This window comes from Mycetocola lacteus (assembly GCF_003667575.1).
In the GTDB taxonomy this organism is placed as follows: Bacteria; Actinomycetota; Actinomycetes; order Actinomycetales; family Microbacteriaceae; genus Mycetocola; species Mycetocola lacteus.
Genome location: NZ_RCUY01000005.1, coordinates 166,680 through 189,072, shown reverse-complemented (window position 1 = coordinate 189,072; position 22,393 = coordinate 166,680). Strand labels below are relative to the sequence as shown.

The following is a 22,393-nucleotide window of genomic DNA, read 5'->3' as shown; positions in this document are numbered from 1 at the left end:
CCTAGCGGATGCTCTTCAGCCGGGTGATCATCCACACCCCGCCGAGCGCGAACACCGCCGTGGCCGCGAACAGCAGGGTGTAGCCGCCGCTGGTGGTGATCAGGATCGCCGCGATCAGCGGCGCAATCGTGGTGGGCACCACCAGGCCGATGTTCATGATGCCCAGGTCCTTGGCCCGGTTCTCGGCGTCGGGGAGTACGCGGGTCACCACCGCCTGGCCCACCGACATCGACGCTCCGAAGCCGCCGCCGATAAACGCGGCGGCGATGATCGCCATCACAAAGCTCGGGGCGAAGACCAGCAGCGCCGCCGCGAGGGCCTGGGCCAGGCCGGCGATGATCAGGACCCCGCGTTGGCGTCCGGTCCGGTCCGAGTAGAGTCCGGCCAGGTAGGTGAAGGCGAGGGCGGCGGCCAGATACACCAGGGTCACGATGAGCAGGGCGTCCTCGGGGCTGTCCAGCTGCAGGCCGTCGGTGAGGAAAAACAGCATGTAGCAGGTGCCCAGCGAGTTGGCGAGGTTGACCAGCGTGCGGCTCCCGAACGCCCAGGCAAACTCGGGGTGCCGACGCGGGTTGACCCAGAGTCCCGAGGCGATCGCCGAGAGGGTCAGCGGGGGTGTGCGCATGCCGCGGCGCTCGCGGTGTATCCAGACAAACGGGATCGCGCACAGCACCAGGGCGATCCCCAGCAGCTGATACGCGGTGCGCAGCTGCAGGGCAAACAGGGTCACGGCGGCGATGCCGATCACCACGCCGAGGGCCTGCGGTCCATAGATCGCACTCGAGAGGATGCCGCGCTGGCGCTCGGGCACCCGGTCGGCGATGACCGCGGTGAGACCGCCCATCATCGCACTGGCCCCCGCGGTGGCCACCGCCCACCACAGGACCACCCCGCCGGTGCTCGTCTGCTCGCCCACCAGGGCCACGGCCAGGGCACCCACAAACGCGCCTCCGGCGATCCACAGGCGGCGCCGGCCAAAGCGCGAGATGGTGCGGTCGCATAGCGCTCCAAAAACCGGCAGGGTCACCAGGGCCACGACCCCGGCTACGCCGTTGGTGATGGCCAGATCGCGGACCTTGTCACCGGGGTTCAGGGCCTGAAACTGGCTGGGGAGCAGGAGCTGAAGCGGCACCAGGCTGGCCATCCAGTATCCGAACCAGGCCAGCGTGAACGCGGCGATCCATCGCCTGGAGACCGGGGCCTCGGGGATGAGTGCGCCGGGATCCGGGGCGGTGATGGGGGGATGGGGCATCATCGTCTCGCAATCGTCTTGAGCCATCTCACCGCGCGGGCGAGACCCGGTCAAGACCCCAACCGGGTGCCTACCAATTGGGGGACACCCCCGGCTAGGCCTGCACGGTGGCCAGCGCGAACTGGATCAGCAGCATCGTGATCACAAACCCGGTGAACTGATTGAGCAGCAGGAAGCGTCGCCAGCCACGGTTGGCGCTCTCGGCGGTGGCATCGGTGATGTTCCAGGAGGGCAGGGTCACGATCAGATACGGGATCACCAGGAGCGCCGAGAGCCGGCCCCAACCGGGAATGCCGAGGGCCGCGATCCCCGCCGCGAGATAGAGCAGCACGGACACCCGCGCCGCCGCCCGGGCACCCCAGGCGGTGGCCGAGGAGGAGATCCCGGCGGCGCGGTCAGCCTCCACATCCTGGACGGCCCCAAACAGGTGGCTGGCGGCCCCCCAGAGGAAAAACGCCACCAGGAGGCAGATCAGCGCCGGGGTCCACTGGGCACCGGCGAGGGCCAGACCCACGATCGCCGGGCCCACAAAGTGCAGGCTTGAGGTCACCGAGTCGGCGACCGCCCGCTCCTTGGTGCGCAGCGGCGGCACCGAGTAGGCGAGCACGCCGGCCACACACAGGATCAGGAGCAGCCCCGAGAGGGGACTGCCCACCGCGAGCAGGTACACAAAGCCCGGCAGCGCGAGCAGCGCGCCGGTCCACAGAACCGGCCGGTGTAGTCGGCGCTCGAGCACCGCGCCCTCGATGCCACCCTTGCGCGGATTACGCAGGTCGGACTCATAGTCGAAGACGTCGTTGACCCCGTACATCAGCAGGTTGTAGGGGATCAGGAAAAACAGGGTGCCCACGATGAGTTCGCCATCCACGGTGCCGCGGGTGATCAGCATGGCCGCCGCAAACGGATAGGCAGTGTTGATCCAGGACACCGGGCGGGAGGATCGCAGGATCGTGCGCCAGTCGGCGTTGCTGAGCTTTCCCAGTGCAAGCCAGACCCCGGGCAGGATCAGCAGCGCGAGCAGCGGATAGGTGAAGTCCTCGATCGGGGCGTTGCCGATGTTGAGACCGAGCAGGGTGTCCCGGTCATAGTCGAAGAGGCCCAGCGCGATCATGATGTTGTCAAAAACCGCGGTCGCCACTGTCAGCCCGGCCAGGGAAATGGCCGCCGCACCGAGTGAGACTCGGGCACCTCCGGATCGGGTGAGGGCAAACACCCCCAAGCCACCGGCCAACACGATCGCGCAGATCTGCCAGTACATCATGCGGCCGCGCTCCGACGGGTGCGGATGCGGGTGAGCAGTCTTGCGCCCAGGGTGTAGAGGATCATCGCCGAATAGCACAGCAGGGTGAGGAACAGGATCTCCTCGACCGGGAACTCGGGGGCAAGGTTCCAGTGCAGCAGCAGTGGGCTGTCACCACGGAAGAAGATGCCCGCGTGGATCGCCCACAGATCCCAGGCGATGAACGCGACCAGACCGGCGGTCAGGGTCAGCGCGGCGCGAATCGGGGAGGCCCAGAAAAACAGTTTGTGGCGCAGGTCGATCAGGGCGAGGCCGCCGATCGAGATCAGCAGCGCGAGGGCATAGCCGCCGGTCATGCGGTGTCACGATCGCCAAGTGCGGGGGCAGGCTCGGGCAGCGGGGCACTGCTACGGTCCCCGCGCAGGCGCTTGAGGACCAGCTCGGCACTGATCAGGCACATCGGCAACCCGATGCCCGGAACCGTGGTGGCGCCGGCGTAGTAGAGTCCGGAGACCTTCGAGGACACGTTTTTGCCGCGGAAGAACGCACTCTGCGCGGTGGTGTGGGCAAGGCCCAGGGCGGTTCCGCGCCACGCGTTGAAGTCCCGTTCGAAATCGCGCGGACCGATGCTGCGGCGTACCACGATTCGCTCACGCAGATCGGGGATCTTTGCCCAGGCGGCGATCTGATCGATGGCCGCATCGGTGATCCGCTCAACCTCCGCGTCGCCCTCGCCGCCCAGATCGGGATTGGAAGGCGCGGGCACCAGCACAAACAGGTTGCTGTGTCCGGGCGGTGCCACGCTCGCATCCGAGGCCGAGGGATGACACACATACAGCGAGGTCTGATCGGGCAGCCAGGGCTCCCCGGGCGCGGGTGCCGGGGCGTCGATGCGTTGGAAGTTACCCTCCCAGTCCTCGGTGAACAGCAGGGTGTGGTGCGGCAGCTCGGGAATCTCCCCGCGGATCCCGAGGAACACCAGGACCGTGCCGGGACCGGGCACCGTGCGCTTCCAGGAGCGTTCGGGTCGAGACTGCAGTGCAGGCGGGAGAAGTCGGGTTTCGGTGTGGTGCAGGTCCGCCGCCGAGACCACGATGTCCGCCTCGATCCGGGAGGTCACGCCGCAGCGCTCGGTGATCACCCCGGTCGCGCGAGCCCGGCGTCCGGCAGATTCGGTGGTGATTTCCTGCACCCGGGTTTCGGTGAGGATCGTGACTCCGGCCGAATCCGCCAGCCGGGCGAGCGCCTGCACCAGCTCGGTGAACCCGCCGCGCGGATACTGCACTCCGCCGTTCAGATCCAGGCCGCTCATCAGGTGATAGATCGCCGGGGCCCGAAACGGCGAGGACCCGAGGAACACCGCCGGGTATCCGAGGATTCGCAGGATCCGCGAGTCGGTGAAGTGGTCGCGCGCAAACGCGTGCAGGGATCGGGTCAGCAGGTGCACGAGTGTGCCCGCGCGCGCGATCACCGCGCGGCTGGAAAAGGCCGAGAGGTTTTCGAAGTTGGTATAGAGGAAGGAGCGCGTGGCGAGGTCCAGGGTTTGCTCTGCCGAGGCCAGATAGCGGTCAAACGCGGGGCCGGATCCCGGTTCCAGCTGCTCAAACAGTGCCCGGTTGGCCTCGCGTTGGGCGCGAATGTCCACGGCCTCGTGATCCTTTTCGAAGATCACCCGATAACCCGGGTCCAGGGTTTCCAGGTCGAGCTCGGCGGCGGTGCTGGACCCCATCATCGCGAAGAAGTGATCAAACACCTCGGGCATCAGATACCAGGAGGGCCCGGTGTCAAAGCGGAATCCCTCGCTGCTCCACGATCCGGCGCGTCCACCCACCTCGGGATTTTGCTCGACCAGGGTGACCCTGTAGCCGTCACGGGCCAGCAGCCCCGCGGTGGCCAACCCGGCCACGCCACCCCCGATCACCACGGCATGCTGGGGGTGCCCTGCGGAGGTGTCGGGCTGTGCGGTCTCGGACAAGAACGGATCCAATCGTTGGGTGGTGGCGGATGGCCGAGGGAAGGGGAGCGGACGGCCGCAGGGATGCCGGGCCCCGGGTACCGTGCTCGGGGCGGATGCGGCGCAACCGAGCGCCGGGGCTACCGCCCGCCGCGGGAGGGCAGGAACCTGCCGACGATCAGCGCGCGCAGGGCAATCACCACCTTGTGGGGGGTGCTCACTCGGATGCGACGGCGCAGCAGCTCCCGCGCGGGAATGGCTCCCATCTTGCGGGTCAGGGTGGCAAACAGCTCGGTCGCGCAGATCACCGCCGGGCGGCTCACCCGCGGGAGCAGGCCAATGCCCGCCCGCGCGCGGGCCAGGTCGCCATCGATATCGGCGATGATGGTGTCACGATCCCGCGCTGTCAGCAGAGCCACATTGATCCCCGGGAAATAGTTACGCCCCAGCGCGTCCAGATCACTGCCCAGATCGCGCAGGAAGTTGATCTTCTGGAAGGCAGAACCCAGCGCGCGGGCGGCATCCACAATTTCGGGGCGCTGCGGATCCACTCGGGAGTCCTGACAGAATACCGCCGTGCACATCAGCCCGATGACCTCGGCCGAACCATAAATGTAGGCATCGATACTCGCCTGATCGTGCACGTTTTGTTCCAGGTCCATGCGCATCGAGGCGAAGAACGGTCGGGTTAGTTCGGTCCCGAACCCGGCCGCGCGGGCGGTCTGGGCAAACGCGTGTACCACCAGGTTGCTGGAGAATCCGGTGGCCAGGGCGTGTTCGGTCTCGGCCTCCAGGGCGTCCAGGGTCTGCGCACACTCGGCTGTGCTGAGTCCGGCGCTCTCGCCGGGACCGTCCACAATCTCATCGGCCACCCGCACCAGCGCATAGATCGCGGCAATCCGGGTGCGCATGCGACCCGGAAGGAGAAGGCTCGCGGCACCGAAGGAGCTTGAGTAGCGGCTGAGGAGGTGCACACTGTTCTCGGTCGCGACCCGGTTGTAGAGGTCGAGCCCCGTCTCTGGGGCGCGCGCGGGCACGGACGGACGGCGGCTTCGCGGTGCCGCGGTCGAGGTCGCTGCGGGCTGAGGGCCGCTATCTGAGTGTTCGGAGGTGGGGGTCACGGGCTCAATCTGGGTGGGAACGGGCGCTGTTGCCAGGAGTCGCAGACTAAACATCACGTCCCCCGAGCTCGATAATGACGGATGTAAGGTAACTGCGCAACCGTGGCGGTAACGCGGGGGAGAGGGTTGCGGCATGGGCCCGTCGGGTGGCATCGGCCACCAGCGCATCATGACGCTCGCGCACGCCGGTGCGCACTAGCTCGGAACGCACGTGCTCCCACTGGGCGGCGCTCGCCGATTCGGGGGCGTGTTGCAGGGCGACAATCAGTGGCCAGGCGGTGCTGTCACGGGCGAGCGAGACCAGCGCGGTGTTCTTGCCCGAGGACAGATCGGCGGTGATGCTCTTGCCGGTGCGGGCGCTCTCCCCAAACACCCCGAGGTGATCATCCTGCAGCTGGAAGGCCAGGCCGAGGGCCCGCGCGACCTCATCCAGTGCGCCCAGCAGGTTTTCATCGGCCCCGGCGAGCACGGCCCCGGCCCGGAGCGGCACCGAGAAGGTGTAGCTGGCGGTCTTGTGCTCGGTCATGCTGAGGATGCGGGTGATGGTTGGGGAGCCGGATTCCAGCGCGGCGAGGCTCACATCGGCGTGCTCCCCGCCGGCGGTGATGTGTACGGCCTCGTCAAACAGATCGAGCAGGCGGTGCCGGATCCGGGTGTCCACGTCGAGGAGCGCGATGTGTCGCTGGGCGGCGCTGAGCAGTAAATCTCCGCCGATGATGGCCGAGGACTCGGCGTCGCGCCGGGCCCGCGCCGGATCGGACTCGCGCAGCGGATGCTCGGCGAGGATGGCACCGGTCAGGTTGGGCTTGCCGCGCCGCAGCAGATCGCCGTCGATGATGTCGTCATGCACCACAAATGCCCCGTGCAGCAGTTCCTGCGCGGCGGCCGTCGCCACCAGGGCGCTCAGCAGCGAGTCGGTGGCAGTGGCAGTGGCAGCGGCAGTTGCAGCGGCAGCGGCAGTGGCGGTGGCAGTGGCAGCGGCTGTGCTGGCGGCCGCGGGCCGTGTCTGGGTTGGGTCGCCGGCGACGCCGGTCTGGTGTGCTGGTTCGGCGCCCTCCGACACGGCGTCCTCTGCGGCCAGAGCCAGATAGGCACCGAGGACCAGGCGCGGGCGGATGCGCTTGCCCCCGGTGAGCGCCTGGGTGAGCCCCGCCCAGAGCGGAGGATAGGAGACGTCCATCCGGCGACTCTTGGCCAGACCATCCTGCAGGAAGGCCGAAAGAGTGGTTTCCACGCGGCGGCTCAGCTCGCTCACCCGTGGCGGGATGTCGCAGGTGCAGGCGCTGTCGAGCCCGTCCTGATCGTAGCCGGCGTCGAGCAGCGCACCCAGCTCGGAGTCCGAGGGGAGCGCGTGCTCGACGCGTGCTGCGCCATCGGTGATGGCGGTCTGGGGGGAGGGGATTCCACCGTCCACGGAAACGAGCAGTGCACGTTCATCGTGATTCTGGATCGCGCCCCCGGGGAGGTGGCTGTGTCCATGACGTACATTCGGGTCGCCAGTCACGGACCTAATCCGGGCGAGTCGATGCCGTTCGCGCGCGGACGACGCGGCGGTTGACTCCTCCTCCGTGGACGATGCCGTGGGTGCGGCCGTCCCGGCGGGTGTTGCTCGAACGAGGGTGTGACCTAGCGGTGCATTCATCGTTGTGCCTCCCGGATTAAATAACTAGCTAGGCTAGCTAATGAGTTGACGGTATCATGTGATCAGTGCATCTCGCATCCCGTCCCCAAAACTTTTGGACATCATGAACGCCCCCTACTGGTACCTGCCGGACGAGGATTCCGGTGCGCCCGGGACGGAGTCTGCGGCGACCGCCTCCGATCTGGAGATCGCGCTGGCGGCCTCGGATCTGGAGCCCGTACTGTCCCTCTCCGAGGTGGGTGCCGGTACGAATGCGGATGGGGCGGAGATCGCGCTGGCGGCCTCGGATGTGGAGGTCCGGGGGAGCGCAGCCGGGACTGATGCTCTCCCGCAGGATCAGGATGTGGAGCATCGGTCGGATGGCCCCGGCGTTGCGCCGGGAAGCCCGAGAGGCGCAGACGCGGCACACTCGTCGGAGGTGGGGCCCGTTGCGGTCCTGCGGGCGTTGCGCCGCTGGCGAGAACGGGACGAGGCGATGCGGCGAGAAACCCGACGCGAAATGGGGATGGGGGAGACCGATATGGCGGCTCTGCGATTCCTGATCGCCGCGGCCGGCCGCGATGAGCCCGTGACGGGCAAGCGCTTGGCCGATCACCTGGGGATTTCCTCCGCCTCAACCACCAAGCTCACCGACCGGCTGGTAGCCTCGGGGCATCTGCGCCGGCTGCCGCATCCGGTGGATGGCCGGGCGATCCTTCTGCAGGCGAGCCCTCAAACCCATCGTGAGGTGCGCGGTACCCTGAGCGGCCGGCATGAACGCATGCTCGCCGCCGCAGAGTCATTGAACGCCTCTGAGCGTGCAGCTGTGGTGAGCTTTCTCGATCGAATCGGGGAGAGCATTGGCCCCGATGTGACTGCGGTGGCCGCAGATGCTTTACCTGACGGCGCTGTCACTTCGACTGACAGGGCTGCGCGGAATACCGGGTTTCCTCGGCACCGTTAGTCGGCGAGGAGACCCTGGTGTTCGGGATGGTTGGCAAACCACCCGCGGACGTATCCGCAGGTCGGGGTGATCTTATGGGTGGGGTCCTGGCTGATGTCTTCGATCGCAAACTCGACCAGTTTGGCGGCGAGCCCGCGACCGCGCTGTGTGGGCTCGGTATAGCTGTAGGTCAGGAGTGTCACGCCGTTGCGCTCGGTGAAGGCAAGGGTGGCGTGCACCTCTCCTTCTTCGCGGAGTTCGTAGCGGGAATGCTCGTTTGATCGGGTGATCTCCATGCCCTCAGCCTAGACCCTGTGCGCACATCGATCAACGGGTTCGGGGCCTGAAATCCGGCATCTCGGCTCAGGAAGAAGTGCCGTGCAGCTGGTCCAGATAACGCATGATGACTCCCTCGCGCAGGGCCCAGGGTGAGACCTCGAGGGCGGATGCTCCCATGGTCCCCATGGCCTCGCGCAGCACGATTCCTCCGGCGGCAATTTGGAAGGCACGGTCCTCGGTAATGCCGGGAAGTGCGTGTCTTGCGCTGGCCGGGATCATCGCCAGGCGCGGGACCCAGTCGGTGAGTCGCTTGAGACTGAGTCGGGTGCGCCCGTCGGTGTTGTCGCCGCTGCTGCCGGCCAGTTTGGCCAGGGAACGAATGGTTTTTGACGAGCCAACGATGTGGTCGGGCGCTCCCTGCTCGGAAAACAACGGGAGGGCCTCGCCGAGAATCCGGCGTGCGTGGGCGGCCAGCTCCTCGGTCTGTTCGAGGGTGGGTGGGTCGTCATGAAGGTGGGAGACGGTGGTGCGTCCGGCGCCCAGAGGCAGGCTCACGGCCACATCGGGCATCTCATCGGACCCCTGTGAGATTTCCAGGGAGCCGCCACCGATGTCAAAGACCAAAATATTGCCCGCGGACCACCCGTACCAGCGGCGAATCGCCAGGAAGGTGAGTCGGGATTCCTCCTCCCCGCTGAGTACTTGAAGGTCCACGCCGGTGTGGGCGCGAATGAGCTCGAGGGTCTCGGGCCCGTTGGCAGCCTCACGTATGGCGGATGTGGCCATGGGCAAAAAGGCGTCCAGCCCCGCCGCATCGGCGATCCGCGCTGCCGCGCTCACCGCGTCGATCAGGGCGGCGACGCCCTCATCGCTGATGCGCCCCTCCGCGTCGATGTAGCGCATCAGGCGCAGCACCGATTTGTGATCGGTCATCGGGATGGGACCCGCGCCGGGGTGAGCATCCACCACGAGAAGATGGACGGTATTTGAGCCAACATCGAGTACACCGAGACGCATGTGATCACAGTAACCGATTTGGCCCCACTCACCAACGATCGCGGACCACTCACCTCGGCCATCGTGATGTCCTCGGTATTCCGTATAGTGCGACAGAGGCTGTGAACATCAGCCAAATGATGGACGCTAAATCGACCTAAACCGCGTTAGCATGAGTGCTCAGCGGGTTGCGTCCGCTAGAAGCTCTCTTGTTTACACTCCATACCAGGATGGATCCCATGCTCTTACGGCTCTTACTGCGATATTCGCGCCCGTATGTTCGGTGGATCGTGGCCGTTGTTATTTTGCAACTGATCGCGACTCTTGCCGCTCTTTATCTGCCCAGCCTGAACGCCCAGATCATTGATCAGGGCGTGGCTAAGGGCGACGTCAACTTCATCTGGGCCACCGGTGCCACCATGCTGTGGGTGTGCCTGGTCCAGGTCGCCGCCGCGATCGGCGGCGTTTATTTTGGTGCCAAAACCGCAATGGCCGTGGGTCGCGACCTGCGTCGCAGCGTCTACGGTCGTGTTTCTAACTTCCGCGCTCAGGAGCTGGGCCGCTTTGGTGCACCGACGCTGATTACCCGCGGAACCAATGACGTTCAGCAGGTGCAGATGCTCCTGCTGATGACCCTGAACTTTATGGTGTCTACCCCGATCATGTGCGTGGGTGGCATCGTGATGGCCCTGCGCGAAGATGCGGGCCTGTCCTGGCTGGTGTGGGTCTCGGTGCCCCTGCTGATTGCCGTTGTTGGTTACCTGGTCACCCTGTTGATGCCGCTGTTCCGGTCGATGCAGGACAAGATTGACGGTATCAACGGCGTGCTGCGTGAGCAGATCATCGGCATCCGCGTGGTGCGAGCCTTTGTGCGTGAGGATTTTGAAACCCAGCGCTTTGGCGATGCGAACCATGCGCTGACCAAGGTTTCGCTGAAGGTCGGCTCGATCTTTGTGCTGATGTTCCCGCTGATTGGAATGATCCTGCACCTGGCCACGGCCGCCGTGCTGTGGTTTGGCGGTCACCGGGTTGATACCGGTGACATGCAGGTGGGCTCGCTGACGGCATTCCTGCAGTACCTGCTGCAGATTCTGGCGGCGGTCATGATGGGGACCTTTATGGTCATGATGATTCCGCGTGCCGTGGTGTGTGCCGAGCGAATCGGTGAGGTTCTTGATGTGGAGCCGACCATGGCCGAGCCCGAGGAACCGGTGGAGGTTACCAACCCGCGCGGTGTGGTGGAGTTCCGCAACGTCGGCTTTGGCTATCCGGGTGCCGAGAACCAGGTTTTGGAAGGGCTTTCGTTTACCGCGGAGCCCGGGAAAACCACGGCCATCATCGGCTCGACCGGATCCGGTAAGTCGACCCTGCTGAACCTGATCCCGCGCCTCTACGACGCGGGCGAGGGCGAGGTTCTCCTGGACGGAGTTCCGGTTTCGCACTACACCCGCGCACAGCTTTCGGATCGGGTGGGAATGGTTCCTCAGCGTCCGTTCCTGTTCTCGGGCACGGTGGGCAGCAATCTTCGTTTCGGCGATCAGCATGCCGAAGATGACAAGCTCTGGCAGGCTCTGACGGTGGCACAGGGTGCCGGCTTTGTTCGGGAGAAGGAACACGGGCTGGATAGCCCGATCTCGCAGGGTGGCACGAACGTCTCCGGTGGACAGCGTCAGCGTTTGTGTATCGCGCGCACCCTGGTGGCAGAGCCCAAGGTGTACCTGTTTGATGACTCGTTCTCCGCCCTGGATGTGACCACGGATGCCAAACTCCGTGCGGCTCTCAAGGACGAAATCCGTGATGCCACGGTGATCATCGTGGCCCAGCGGGTCTCCACAATCACCGATGCGGATCAGATTCTGGTCATGGACGACGGCAAAATTGTGGGACGGGGCACCCATGAGGAGCTGCTTGAGTCCAACGAAACCTATCTGGAAATTGTGAATTCCCAGCTCAGTGCATCGGAGGTGGCGTAACTCATGGCGCGCAAGAAAAACGATTCCCTGGAATCTGAAACCCCCGAAGCCGTTCTGGAATTTGACGAGCGTGAGCTGGCGGCGGGTTCCAATGACGACATGTTCGGCGGCGGGGCACCGCCCAAGAAGGCTAAGGCTTTCTGGCCCTCGGCCAAGCGCCTGATGGGTCTGCTGGCACCCGAGCGGGTAGGCGTATCCATCGTTGTGGCGATGGTTGTGGTCTCCGTTGTTCTGGGCGTGATCGCACCCAAGATTCTGGGCCAGGCCATGGACGTGATCTTCGGTGGGGCCATCGGCGCAGGCATGCCCGCCGGGGCCACCAAGGAGCAGGTCATCGCTGGACTGGTCGCCTCGGGTGATCAGTCGCGTGCGGACATGCTCGAGAAGATCAACTTCACCCCCGGGCAGGGAATTGATTTCGTCAATCTGAGCCGACTGATCTTTATCGTGCTGGCCATGTATCTCATTTCCTCGTTCTTCATGTGGGCCCAGGGCTACATCCTGAACAAGCTGGTGATGAAGGTTGTGTACAACCTGCGTCGGGACATCGAAACCAAGCTCAACCGTCTGCCGCTGAACTACTTTGATACCCGTCAGCGTGGCGACCTGCTCTCGCGGGTGACCAACGACGTGGATAACATCCAAAACGCCCTCCAACAGGCGTTTGCGCAGATGATCCAGGCGGTGCTGACCATCATCGGCATCGTGGTAATGATGTTCATCGTGTCCTGGCAACTCGCGCTGATCGCGCTGATCGCCCTGCCGCTTTCGGCAATTGTGGCCGGCGTGATCGGCTCGCGCTCGCAGAAGCTGTTCGCCGCTCAGTGGAAAAACACCGGTGTGCTGAATGGGCACATTGAGGAGTCGTTCTCCGGCCACGATCTGGTAACCCTGTTCGGCCGTCAGAAGGACATGCTGGAGGGCTTCGACGAGCGCAACCAGGGGCTGTTTAAGGCATCGTTTGGTGCGCAGTTCATCTCCGGCATCATTATGCCGGCGATGCAGTTTGTGTCGTATCTCTCGTATGTCGGCATCGCGGTTGTGGGCGGGCTGCGTGTGGCCACCGGGTCGATGACCCTGGGTGATGCCACCGCGTTCATTCAGTACTCGCGTGAGTTCACCAGCCCGATCGGCCAGCTGGCCGGCATGGCAAACATGCTGCAGTCGGGTGTGGCCTCGGCCGAGCGGACCTTTGAGCTGCTCGACGCCGAGGAACAGAGCGAGGATGACACCACCGGTGCCCTGCCCGCTCACACCGATGGGCACGTGGAGTTTGAGCACGTGACCTTCTCCTACAACGAGGAGACGTCGCTGATCGAGGATCTGTCCTTCGAGGCAGAACCCGGACACACGGTGGCCATTGTGGGGCCCACCGGGGCGGGTAAATCCACCCTGGTGAACCTCGTCATGCGCTTCTACGAGCTTCAGGGTGGACGCATTCTGCTGGACGGCACGGACATCACCACGGTTCCGCGTCAGGAGCTGCGCTCCAAGGTGGGCATGGTGTTGCAGGATGCGTGGCTCTTCGAGGGCACGATTCGTGACAACATCCGCTACGGACGCCTTGATGCCACCGATGAGGAGGTCATCGCCGCGGCTCAGGCCACGTTCGTGGATCGTTTCGTGCGTCAGCTCCCCGACGGTTATGACACCATTCTGGACGATGCCGGATCCAACGTCTCGGCCGGCGAGAAGCAGCTGATCACGATTGCACGGGCATTCCTGGCATCCCCGTCGCTGCTGATTCTGGATGAGGCCACCTCCTCGGTGGATACCCGCACCGAGCTGTTGGTCCAGCAGGCGATGGCCGCGCTGCGCACCGACCGTACCTCGTTTGTGATTGCGCATCGACTCTCCACGATTCGTGATGCCAACACGATCCTGGTGATGGAGTCGGGCCGAATTGTTGAGCAGGGCTCGCATGAGTCGCTGCTCAAGCAGCGGGGCGCGTACTACAACCTGTACATGTCCCAGTTCTCGGGCGGTCATGAGCTGGAGGAGTCCTCGGACCCGCTGGCCTTTGACGCCACCGGGGCGATTCCCACTCAGCCCACCAGCTAGGAGTCGGGCTACGGTTCGTGTTTCCGGGGCCGCATGGTGTGTTTCGCACACCATGCGGCCCCTCGCCGTCTGCCCGTTCATTCGTCAAACACCCCCTCATGCGTGAGGAGGGCATGTTTGACCCAGGTCCCGGCAATATGGCCGCCCAGGCTCCCATCGGCGTGGATAACCCGATGGCAGGGAAAGATGATCGGCACCGGGTTGAGGGCACACGCGGCGCCGACCGCGCGCATGGCCAGCGGGCGCCCGGTTGCCGAGGCCACCTCGCCGTAGCTGACCGTGTGGCCGTAACGTAATCGAGGGAGAAACCCGAGTACCTCTCGATGGTAAAGCCCAAACGGCCCGAGATCGATCGGGAGATCGAAACGCCGCCGCTGATGCGCGATGTACTCGCGTAGTTGTTCGAGTGCTAGTCCAACGTGGGCACGCGAGCGCTCGGGCGCGATACGCAGACCCGCCGCCAGGTGAGCGAGCGCACCGCTGGTGCCGCCGGCTTCGGCGAAGGTAAGTCGTACCACCCCGGCGGCCGAGGCGAGCACGGTTAGGGTTCCCCAGGGCGATGGGAGCGAGGCCTCGTATGCGTCCAAAACCGTCCCCTGGCGGGCCCGCGCGGGATGCGCAGCCCGTGAGCTAATGGCCGTGGGTATACGCGGGAGTGTCGATCCCTGAGCTCCGGCAAAACCCACCGGCAGCGGACCCGGCGGGGCTGGCTCGGCCGGCGGGAATCGCACGGGGGAGCGCGAGCGCTCCCGAAACCGCACATCGCGGATCAACCGGTGGAGAACCGTGCTGTCGGGGAGATCGGTGAGCTCGGCATGCGTCCCAATCCCGGCGACATGTGCTGCCGCCCCCGCCCTCGGCACCGCTTGCGGAGGCCCCGTGGGCACAGATTCCGAGGCCGGTGCCCCGGGGTGACCGCGATCAGCGGGTGTGGGTTTCATGGCGTGCTCCCTGCTTCTGGGGGAGGCACCGGTGCACGGATGCGAGTGGTATGCGCGAGCCGACGCGTGTGACGTCGCCGTTCGGAGCCTTCCCTGGATCTGATTGGTTGGTTTCTCAGTCCATCAGGGGTACGGATTTGACGCCGTCGAGGGTTTCAAATTGTGGAGAACGTTGCGCCTCTTTGAGGCTGTGGGCAACTTCTAGGAACGGGAGTCGCGCTCCGATTCTGCATTCGGATTATCGTCCTCACGGGCGAGGCGCTCGGCGTGTGCCAGCCCGGCGGCGTGCGCCTGCTCATACTCGTCGGCGCTCAGTGCGCCCACGACCGAGTGCGAGCGGGAATACACCAGGTACCAGATCACGCCGATGATCATCCAGATCACAAAGACGATCCAGGTGTTGCTACCCAGGCTCACCATCAGCCCCACACAGCACAGGAACCCCAGGATGGGGACCACCGGGTAGAGCGGAACCCGGAAGGCGCGTGGCGCGGTGGGGCGGGTGCGGCGCAGGTAGATCACCGCGAGGTTGACCAGGGCAAAGGCGAAGAGCGTCCCGATGCTGGTGGCGTCGGCGAGCTCACCCAGTGGAATCAGTGCGGCGGTGATCGCGACGGCGATCCCGATGATCAGCGTGCCGGCCACCGGGGTGTGGCTCTTGGCGGAGATGCGCTGGAACACCCGGGGCACCATGCCATCCCGGGACATACTCATCAGGATTCGCGTCTGACCGTAGAGCACCGTGAGCACCACGCTGGCGATGGCGATAACCGCACCGATGGCCATGACCAGGGTGATCCAGGGGGTGTGGGTGATCTCATCCAGAATGGCCGCGAGCGTGGGGCCGTTCTCGGTGAACTCGGTCCAGGGGTGGGCACCGAGGGCGGCGATGGCCACCAGGATGTAGATCACGGTGACGATTCCGAGGGAGAGCAGGATCGCCCGGGGCAGATCCCGGCGCGGATTGAGCGCCTCCTCGCCCGCGGTGGAGGCCGCATCAAAGCCGATATAGGAGAAGAACAGGCGCGAGGCCGCGGCGGCGATGCCCGCGGTCCCCATCGGGGCCAGCGGCTCGAGGTTTCCGGCCTGGAATGCGGTGAATGCGATCACGATGAACAGCAGCATGGTGGCAATCTTGAGGATCACCATGATGGTGTTGACGGTGATCGATTCGCTGGTGCCGCGCACGAGCAGGAACATCGCGATCAACACCAGCGCGGCCGCGGGCAGGTTGACGATGCCACCGGCATCGGGCCCGGCCACCAGCTCGCGGGGAAGTTCAAGCCCGAACACACCCAGCGCGTCGTTCACGTATTCGCCCGCGCCGACGGCCACCGCGGCCACCGAGACCGCATATTCAAGAATCAGACACCAGCCACAGACCCAGGCGAGCCCCTCACCCAGCGTCGCGTAGGCGTAGGAGTAGCTGGATCCGGAAACCGGGACGCTGCCGGCCATCTCGGCATAGGACAGGGCGGAGAGCATCGCGGTGATTCCGGCCACGATGAAGGCGATCCAGACGGCGGGACCGGCCATCGGCACGGCGGTCCCCAGCACCACAAAGACCCCGGTTCCCAGGGTCGCACCGATGCTGATCATGGTGAGCTGCCAGAGGCCGAGACTGCGGCGCAGGGCGGGCTGGGATCCATCCGTGAGCGGGACGTCGATGGGTCGGCGGCGGGTCAGCTGAGCGGCCAGGCCGAGGGTGGGACGGGGTGTAGAACTCACAGATGTTTCCAAGCGATGAATGAATACGAAGAGGATAAGTCTCGCAGACAACGCCCCTGCGCGTGTTATTCAGTCCGACCGGGTGCGGCCGATGTGTTCGGAAACGAGCCAAAAAACACGCATCGCGTGGACATCTGAGATGTCCACGCGATGCGTGTGTGAGATCGGCGACGGGGTTAGTGGCCCATCGGAGCCCCGCCCTCGGGCATATCCGCGGGCTTACCGATGAAGGGGGCGATCACAATCAGCGCGGTGGCGATGCAGGCACCCACCAGGAATGCCTGGGACACACCACCGGCGACCGCCGCACCGGCGGTGGCGCCGCCGGCCAGCAACGCCTGGCTCTGAACCGACAGGATGGTGATAAACAGGGCCGTGCCGATGGCCCCGGCGACCTGCTGCACGGTGCCCACGATCGCACTGGCGTGGGAGTAGAGTGCGGGACGAACCGCACCCAGGCTCACTGTGAACAGCGGGGTGAACAGCAGCGCTAGGCCGAAGCTCATCACGATGTGGGTGCCCAGCAGAACCCAGATCGAGCTGCCGGCGGCGGTGCCCACGGTGGCCAGGAACCACAGAGAACCGGCGACGATAATCGAGCCCGGGATCATCAGCGGACGCGGACCCACCCGGTCAAACAGGCGGCCCACAAACGGTGCCATCAGGCCCATGACCAGCCCGCCGGGGAGCATGAACAACCCGATCTCGATGGTGTCGCGACCCATCACATTGGTCAGGTAGATCGGCAACAGGATGATCGTGCCAAACAGCGCGGCCATGGCCACAACCATCATCAGGATGCCGGCGGTGAAGGTCGGCGACTGGAAGGTACGCAGGTCCAGCAGCGCACGGTCACGACGCGACAGCAGGATCTGACGAATGATGAAGGCTGCGAGACTCAGGGCACCCACAACCAGGGAGACGATCAGCGTGACGCCACCGTCGGTGCTTTCCTCGGAGATACGGCTGATTCCGAAGATGAGTCCACCAAAACCGAGGGCGGAGAGGATCACACTGAAAACATCCAGCGGAACCACGCGCGGTTCGGTGACGTTGGAGATGCTGCGGATGCCGATGATCAGCATGATGATCGCGATCGGGAGCACCAGACCAAACATCCAGCGCCACCCCAGCGAGTGCAGGATCAGGCCCGAAATGGTGGGGCCGATGGCGGGGGCCACCGAGATGACGATGGACACCGAACCCATCATCCGGCCGCGTTTTTCGGCGGGGACGAGGGTCATCAGGGTGGTCATCAGCAGCGGCATCATGATGGCCGTGCCGCTGGCCTGGACGATGCGGCCCAGCAGAAGCAGCACAAATCCGGGTGCCACCGCGGCGATCAGGGTGCCGAGGGAGAACAGTCCCATCGCGGCGATGAAGATGGGGCGGGTATTAAAACGCTGCAGCAGGAACCCGGTAATCGGGATGACCACGGCCATGGTGAGCAGGAAGCCGGTGGTGAGCCACTGGGCTGCGGCAATGGTGATTTCGAGATCATGGGTGAGTGAGGGCAGTGCCACGCTCATGATGGTCTCGTTCAGAATCACCACAAACGCGGCGGCGATCAGCAAGCCGATGACCCGATTATTGCGTCGGGTGGTTGCGACCTCGTCGGAGACGGGTGTGGTGGTAACAGATGACAAAAAGACTCTTCCTCTGGGGACATTCAGGGATAACGTACAGAGAGCTAACGGCGTTGCCCGTGGGTTCATTCCGCAAAAGGGTAAAGCGGGGGTGAACTTTTTGGTGTGGCGAGCCGGGCATGCGGTGCGTCGGGCTCGGTATCGTAAGGGTATGAGACTACTGCACACCTCCGACTGGCACGTCGGGCGCAGCTTCCACGGGGCCAGCACGCTGGCCAATCTGGAGGCCGTGCTGGGGGAGTTTACCCGGATCGTGACCGAGGAGCGGGTCGATGTGATGGTGGTCTCCGGAGACATTTTTGACACCGGGACCCCCTCGGCTGCCGCCTATACGGTGCTCGGGAATGTCCTGCGTGACCTGCACCGCACCGGGGTGCGCATTGTGCTCACCTCGGGTAATCATGATTCGGCCCAGCGGCTGGGATTCCTGGCCGAGTTTGCGGCGACTGCCGGGGTGTATGTATGCACCGATCCCGAGACGCTGGATGTGCCGATCGAACTGACCGATGAGTATGGACCGGTCCTGATCTACGGCATTCCCTATCTGGAACCCGCGCTGCTGCGCTACCGCTATCCCGATGCCGATCTGCGCGGGCAGGAAAAAACCATGCGGTTTGCGATGGATCGCATCCGGGCGGATATCGCCACCCGGCCGCCGACCCGCACGGTGATTGCCGCCCACTGCTTTGCCTCCGGGGCCAGCGGGGGAGACGGGGAACGCGACATCACCGCGGGCGGCATCGACTCGGTCCCGCTGGATGTGTTTGACGGGGTGGACTATGCCGCCCTGGGTCATATTCACGGCCGAGCCACCCTGCGCGAGCACATTCGCTACAGCGGGGCCCCGCTGCACTATTCCTTTTCCGAGGTGAATAAGCCCCGCGGTGGGTGGATCGTGGATCTGGACGGCGCCGGCCTCTCCGAGGTGCGCTGGGTGGACCTCCCGATTCCGCGCCCGCTGGCCGTGCTGCGCGGCACCCTCGAGGAAATCCTCGCCGAGCCGGCCCATGAGGCGCTACGCGAGCACTGGGTGGCCGCGATCCTGACCGATCCGGTGCGTCCGCTGGATCCGATGCGCAGATTGCAGGAACGATTCCCGTTCGCGCTTACCCTGGAGCATGCGCCGGACACCGTCGCCGTGGATACCTCCACAAGCTATGCGACCCGGGTGCGCGAGCGTGGGGACGATGAGATCATTGCCGGGTTCCTGGAACTCGTGCGCGAGGGGGTGGGGCCAGACGCCGACGAGCGGGCGCTGATCGCCGATCTGATCCGTGCCGAACAGCGCCGAGAGCGCTCATGATTGACCCGATGAAAACGAGAGTGCAGGAGAGTGCGGCATGAGGATTCATCGTCTGAGCATCGCGGGTTTTGGGCCGTTCCTGGACACCCAGGAGGTCGACTTTGACGCGTTTGCCGCCGAGGGGCTATTCCTGATCGCCGGGAAGACCGGGGCCGGGAAGTCCAGCATCCTGGACGCGATCTGTTTCGCGCTGTACGACGGTGCCCCGCGCTACGACGGCACGCCGGGAAGGCTGCGCAGCGACCACTGCGGCCCCGGGGATCCCACGCTGGTGGAACTGGAGTTCAGCACCGGGGGTGAGCGGTATCGGGTGCGGCGCTCGCCGGGGTATGAGCGGCCCAAGTCGCGCGGTGCCGGAACCACCATGCAAAAGCCCACGGCGGAGCTGGCGATTCTTCGACCCGACGGCTGGGAGGTCCTCTTTGCTCAGCCGCGCGAGGTGGGCAAGGAGCTGGCCGAGATTGTGAAATTGCGGCGCGAACAGTTCCTGCAGGTGATCCTGCTTGCCCAGAACCGGTTTGGCGAGTTTCTCCGTGCCCAGAGTTCCGAGCGACTGGAACTGCTGCGGACGCTGTTTGGAACCGCTCGGTTTGAACACTATGAGCGGGACATCTTTGAGCGCATGCGGGAGGCCGAGGGCGAGCTTTCCTCCCGCAAGTCGGCCGCCGAGGCGCTGGCCGTGCGGGTCGGGGAGGTGCTTCCCGCCCAATCCTCCGCGGACGACTCCGGGGAGGGCTCCGCGGACAACCTTGGTGACGCCTCCGTGCAGGGCTCGGCGCTCGGCCCCGGACAGCCCGCCGACTCCTTCACGCTGCCCCCGATGCCCGCGGTTCCCGATGCCGACTGGTTTGCGCGGGCACGGGAGGTGTCGGCGGCGGAAGTCGCCCGCACCGAGAGTGCGCTGGGTGTGGCCGATGCCCGCCAGCAGGAGGCGCGGGAGGCGCTGCGAGAGCGCGAGGCGTTGGCCGACCGGCAGCGCCGGCTGACGGCCGCGCGCGCCGAGTTTGCCGCGCTGGGGGAGCGTTCGGCCGAGATCGACGGCGACCGGGTAACCCTGGAGGCCGCCGATCGGGCGGCGCAGGTTGAGCCCCTGGTGCAGCGTCTGGAAGCTGCTCGGGATGCCCGCGCGGCGATCGAGGACACCCACACCGCGCTGATCCGCGCGGCGGAAGCCGCGAAACCTGTGGACACGACCGCCGAGGACACCGACACCGCGCAGACGGAATCCGCGGACCTCAGCCTGGTTGCCGATCCCGCGACCCCCGAAGATGCCCTGACCGCGATCGCCGAGCGCCGCACCCGCCATCTGGGGCGGCTGGAAGCCGAAGCGAAGGCGGGCCGCGAGCTGCCCACCCTGAACGCCCGGGTCGCCACCCGAACGAAAGAGGAGGAGGCCGCAGCGAGTGCGCTGATCCGCGCCCAGGAGCGGGGAGCGGCACTGCCCGCCGACCTCGCCCGGGCGCGCGAGACCCGTAACGAGACCGCCGCGCGAGCCGCACGCCTGGATTCGCTGTTGGGGGAGACACAGTCTCTGAGTGCTCGGGCCGAGGCGCTGAGCGCCCTTATTGCCCTCGGTCCACGGCTCTCATCGGCCCGAGAGGTTGCCGCGCAGGCCGAGACGTCCCAGCAGGCGGCGGCCGCGCATCAGCGCGCGGTGCTCCGGCGTCGCCTGGCCGGTTTCGCCGGGGAGCTGGCGGCCGAGTTGGAATCCGGCGAGCCCTGTGCCGTCTGCGGAAGCACCACCCATCCGCATCCGGCCGAAGTCTCGGCGGACGCCGTGGGGGAGGAGGACGTGACCGCCGCCGAGGCGCGGGTCGCCGAGGCCGCCCGCGCGCTCGCCGCCGCGACCTCAACCCTGGGGGAACTGGCGCAGAACCGTTCGGCGCTGAGTGCCCGTGCCTTCGGTTCGGCCGACGTGCCCGAGGATCTTGAGGCCGCGCGGCACGCGCTGGTCGCCGATCTGGCCGAGGCCACCCGCATACGGTCCGAGGCCGAGCAGGCGGCCCGGGATCTGCCCGCGCGGGAGACCGAAATTGAGGCCCTGGAAGCCGAGCAGAATCGGGCTGATGCGGTGATCGCCGAGGGTCGGGACGCCCTGGCGGCGGCCGCGTCGGCGCGGGTGAGCGCGCATCAGGCGGCGGAGGACCTGTCCCGACGCCTGGCCCTCGCCCACGTCGGCTATCCGGATCTCCCCGCGGCCATCGAGGCGGTGACGCGCGCGCGGGATTTGGCCCGCGATCGTGCCCGGATCATGGGCGACCGGGTCCGGCTCCAGGCGGCCGTAGAGACCGCGCGGGAGGAGCGAGACCTGGCGCTCGCGGCCAACGGGTTCGCCCGCGAGGAGGACTGGGCGGCCGCCCGTCGCGCGGACCGCGAGCAGATTCGCGCCCGAGTCTCGGCCCATGACACCGCCCTGGCAGCGGTGTCCGGCCGGATCGAGTCCCCCGACCTCGTGGATCTGCCCGCCGAGCCGGTGGACCCGGGCGAGGCACGCGAAGCTGAGCACCGCGCCGGTCTGGACCGTGACACCGCCGCGAGTGCGCATCACGATCAGCGCAGCCGGCACCGGGATCTGGACACCCTCCTCACCTCGCTGGCCGATGCTCAGGCCGACATCGCCGAGGAGCTCACCACTTTCGAGCGGCTGCGCGCCCTGGCCACGGTGCTCCGCGGCGGGGAGAATAACGCCCGTCGCATGAGGCTGGAAAGCTTTGTCCTCGCCGCCGAGCTGGAGGAGATCGTGCGGGCGGCAAACCTGCGTCTGGCCGAGATGAGTGGCGGACGGTTCCACCTCGAACACGACGATACCGTGCAGCACGGACGGGGCCAGTCGGGCCTCGGCCTGAATATTTTTGACGGATTTACGGGAGTCGCTCGGGCAACCCAGTCGCTGTCGGGCGGGGAATCCTTCCTCGCCTCCCTGGCACTTGCGCTGGGACTGGCCGAGGTGGTGACCCAGCGTGCGGGCGACATCACGCTGGACACGCTGTTTATCGATGAGGGCTTCGGATCCCTGGATGCGGAGACCCTGGACACCGCGATGGCCACGCTGGACGGTCTGCGGGCCGGCGGTCGCACCGTCGGCGTCATCAGTCACGTCCCGGCCATGCAGGAGCGGATTCCCGCCAGGCTTACCGTGCACGCGAGTGGTGCCGGGCCCAGCCGGATCGAATACGCGGAGGGATGAGCGGAAACAGATTTAACCTCGGTTTAAGAATCGCGTTTCTTGACGCGCAATAAGTCGAAAAACTCCTGCGCCCCGTCGGGGCGTTCCCCTAGTCTCGGGTCATGGCCTGACTGGCCAGAACGTGGAGCTCCCACACCCAGGGTGGCTC

The 22,393-nt window shown here is 65.9% G+C and carries 16 protein-coding genes; 5 read left to right on the top strand and 11 right to left on the bottom strand.

Features of this window, described 5'->3' with window-relative positions:
* Position 1 precedes the first annotated feature (1 nt).
* The 6 genes from D9V34_RS06395 to D9V34_RS06370 form a co-directional block, all read right to left on the bottom strand.
* Complete coding sequence (locus D9V34_RS06395) at positions 2-1,255, bottom strand: MFS transporter (protein WP_220700548.1); 1,254 nt, start codon at positions 1,253-1,255, stop codon at positions 2-4.
* A gap of 91 nt (positions 1,256-1,346) precedes the next feature.
* On the bottom strand, positions 1,347-2,513 hold the full coding sequence (locus D9V34_RS06390) for a prenyltransferase (protein WP_121688022.1): 1,167 nt from the start codon (positions 2,511-2,513) through the stop codon (positions 1,347-1,349).
* Positions 2,510-2,848 carry a lycopene cyclase domain-containing protein gene (locus D9V34_RS06385; RefSeq protein WP_121688021.1) on the bottom strand — a complete coding sequence of 113 codons (339 nt, stop codon included), beginning with the start codon at positions 2,846-2,848 and terminating at the stop codon, positions 2,510-2,512. Before D9V34_RS06385 ends, D9V34_RS06390 begins: the two co-directional genes overlap by 4 nt.
* A complete protein-coding gene (gene crtI, locus D9V34_RS06380; RefSeq protein WP_121688020.1) occupies positions 2,845-4,467 on the bottom strand; it encodes a phytoene desaturase family protein in 1,623 nt (540 codons plus the stop codon). Before crtI ends, D9V34_RS06385 begins: the two co-directional genes overlap by 4 nt.
* 119 nt (positions 4,468-4,586) lie before the next feature.
* The gene (locus D9V34_RS06375; RefSeq protein WP_245991939.1) at positions 4,587-5,567 is read right to left on the bottom strand and encodes a phytoene/squalene synthase family protein; all 981 of its coding nucleotides are present in this window, start codon (positions 5,565-5,567) and stop codon (positions 4,587-4,589) included.
* A gap of 46 nt (positions 5,568-5,613) precedes the next feature.
* Entirely contained in the window at positions 5,614-7,071 is a 1,458-nt protein-coding gene (locus tag D9V34_RS06370) for a polyprenyl synthetase family protein (protein ID WP_183091880.1), read from the bottom strand.
* A gap of 196 nt (positions 7,072-7,267) precedes the next feature.
* Here D9V34_RS06370 and D9V34_RS18100 point away from each other — a divergent pair, with 196 nt between their 5' ends.
* Entirely contained in the window at positions 7,268-8,152 is an 885-nt protein-coding gene (locus tag D9V34_RS18100; protein ID WP_245991938.1) for a MarR family winged helix-turn-helix transcriptional regulator, read from the top strand.
* Here the strand turns inward: D9V34_RS18100 and D9V34_RS06360 are convergent.
* Positions 8,149-8,427 carry a GNAT family N-acetyltransferase gene (locus tag D9V34_RS06360; RefSeq protein ID WP_121688017.1) on the bottom strand — a complete coding sequence of 93 codons (279 nt, stop codon included), beginning with the start codon at positions 8,425-8,427 and terminating at the stop codon, positions 8,149-8,151. The two genes, D9V34_RS18100 and D9V34_RS06360, sit on opposite strands and share 4 nt — an antisense overlap.
* 67 nt (positions 8,428-8,494) lie before the next feature.
* Positions 8,495-9,427, bottom strand: a complete 933-nt coding sequence (locus D9V34_RS06355) for a Ppx/GppA phosphatase family protein (RefSeq protein ID WP_121688016.1) — start codon at positions 9,425-9,427, stop codon at positions 8,495-8,497.
* 218 nt (positions 9,428-9,645) lie between these two features.
* Between D9V34_RS06355 and D9V34_RS06350 the strand changes: the two genes are divergently transcribed.
* Positions 9,646-11,379 (top strand): ABC transporter ATP-binding protein, encoded by a 1,734-nt coding sequence (locus D9V34_RS06350; protein WP_121688015.1) that lies wholly within the window; start codon positions 9,646-9,648, stop codon positions 11,377-11,379.
* 3 nt (positions 11,380-11,382) lie between these two features.
* Entirely contained in the window at positions 11,383-13,440 is a 2,058-nt protein-coding gene (locus tag D9V34_RS06345; RefSeq protein WP_121688014.1) for an ABC transporter ATP-binding protein, read from the top strand.
* Positions 13,441-13,517: 77 nt separating this feature from the next.
* On the opposite strand, the gene D9V34_RS17760 is transcribed toward D9V34_RS06345, so the two are convergent.
* From D9V34_RS17760 to D9V34_RS06330, 3 genes are all read right to left on the bottom strand, one after another.
* Complete coding sequence (locus D9V34_RS17760) at positions 13,518-13,979, bottom strand: methylated-DNA--[protein]-cysteine S-methyltransferase (protein ID WP_183091878.1); 462 nt, start codon at positions 13,977-13,979, stop codon at positions 13,518-13,520.
* 603 nt (positions 13,980-14,582) lie between these two features.
* Positions 14,583-16,109, bottom strand: coding sequence for an APC family permease (locus D9V34_RS06335; RefSeq protein ID WP_245991936.1), 1,527 nt, complete (start codon positions 16,107-16,109; stop codon positions 14,583-14,585).
* 176 nt (positions 16,110-16,285) lie between these two features.
* Positions 16,286-17,824: an MDR family MFS transporter gene (locus tag D9V34_RS06330; RefSeq protein WP_121688012.1), complete on the bottom strand. Its 1,539-nt coding sequence runs from the start codon at positions 17,822-17,824 to the stop codon at positions 16,286-16,288.
* Positions 17,825-17,906: 82 nt separating this feature from the next.
* Between D9V34_RS06330 and D9V34_RS06325 the strand changes: the two genes are divergently transcribed.
* Together D9V34_RS06325 and D9V34_RS06320 are read left to right on the top strand one after the other, a co-directional pair.
* Positions 17,907-19,058, top strand: a complete 1,152-nt coding sequence (locus tag D9V34_RS06325) for an exonuclease SbcCD subunit D (protein ID WP_121688011.1) — start codon at positions 17,907-17,909, stop codon at positions 19,056-19,058.
* A gap of 37 nt (positions 19,059-19,095) precedes the next feature.
* Positions 19,096-22,245, top strand: coding sequence for an AAA family ATPase (locus D9V34_RS06320; RefSeq protein ID WP_121688010.1), 3,150 nt, complete (start codon positions 19,096-19,098; stop codon positions 22,243-22,245).
* The last annotated feature ends 148 nt before the right edge of the window (positions 22,246-22,393 follow it).

Excerpts from the sequence above, each read along its gene's own strand:
- D9V34_RS06395 (WP_220700548.1), bottom strand. The coding sequence starts at position 1,255 with ATGATGCCCCATCCCCCCATCACCGCCCCGGATCCCGGCGCACTCATC.
- D9V34_RS06390 (WP_121688022.1), bottom strand. The coding sequence starts at position 2,513 with ATGATGTACTGGCAGATCTGCGCGATCGTGTTGGCCGGTGGCTTGGGG.
- D9V34_RS06385 (WP_121688021.1), bottom strand. The coding sequence starts at position 2,848 with ATGACCGGCGGCTATGCCCTCGCGCTGCTGATCTCGATCGGCGGCCTC.
- D9V34_RS06360 (WP_121688017.1), bottom strand. The coding sequence starts at position 8,427 with ATGGAGATCACCCGATCAAACGAGCATTCCCGCTACGAACTCCGCGAA.
- D9V34_RS06355 (WP_121688016.1), bottom strand. The coding sequence starts at position 9,427 with ATGCGTCTCGGTGTACTCGATGTTGGCTCAAATACCGTCCATCTTCTC.
- D9V34_RS06350 (WP_121688015.1), top strand. The coding sequence starts at position 9,646 with ATGCTCTTACGGCTCTTACTGCGATATTCGCGCCCGTATGTTCGGTGG.
- D9V34_RS06345 (WP_121688014.1), top strand. The coding sequence starts at position 11,383 with ATGGCGCGCAAGAAAAACGATTCCCTGGAATCTGAAACCCCCGAAGCC.
- D9V34_RS06330 (WP_121688012.1), bottom strand. The coding sequence starts at position 17,824 with ATGAACCCACGGGCAACGCCGTTAGCTCTCTGTACGTTATCCCTGAAT.
- D9V34_RS06325 (WP_121688011.1), top strand. The coding sequence starts at position 17,907 with ATGAGACTACTGCACACCTCCGACTGGCACGTCGGGCGCAGCTTCCAC.
- D9V34_RS06320 (WP_121688010.1), top strand. The coding sequence starts at position 19,096 with ATGAGGATTCATCGTCTGAGCATCGCGGGTTTTGGGCCGTTCCTGGAC.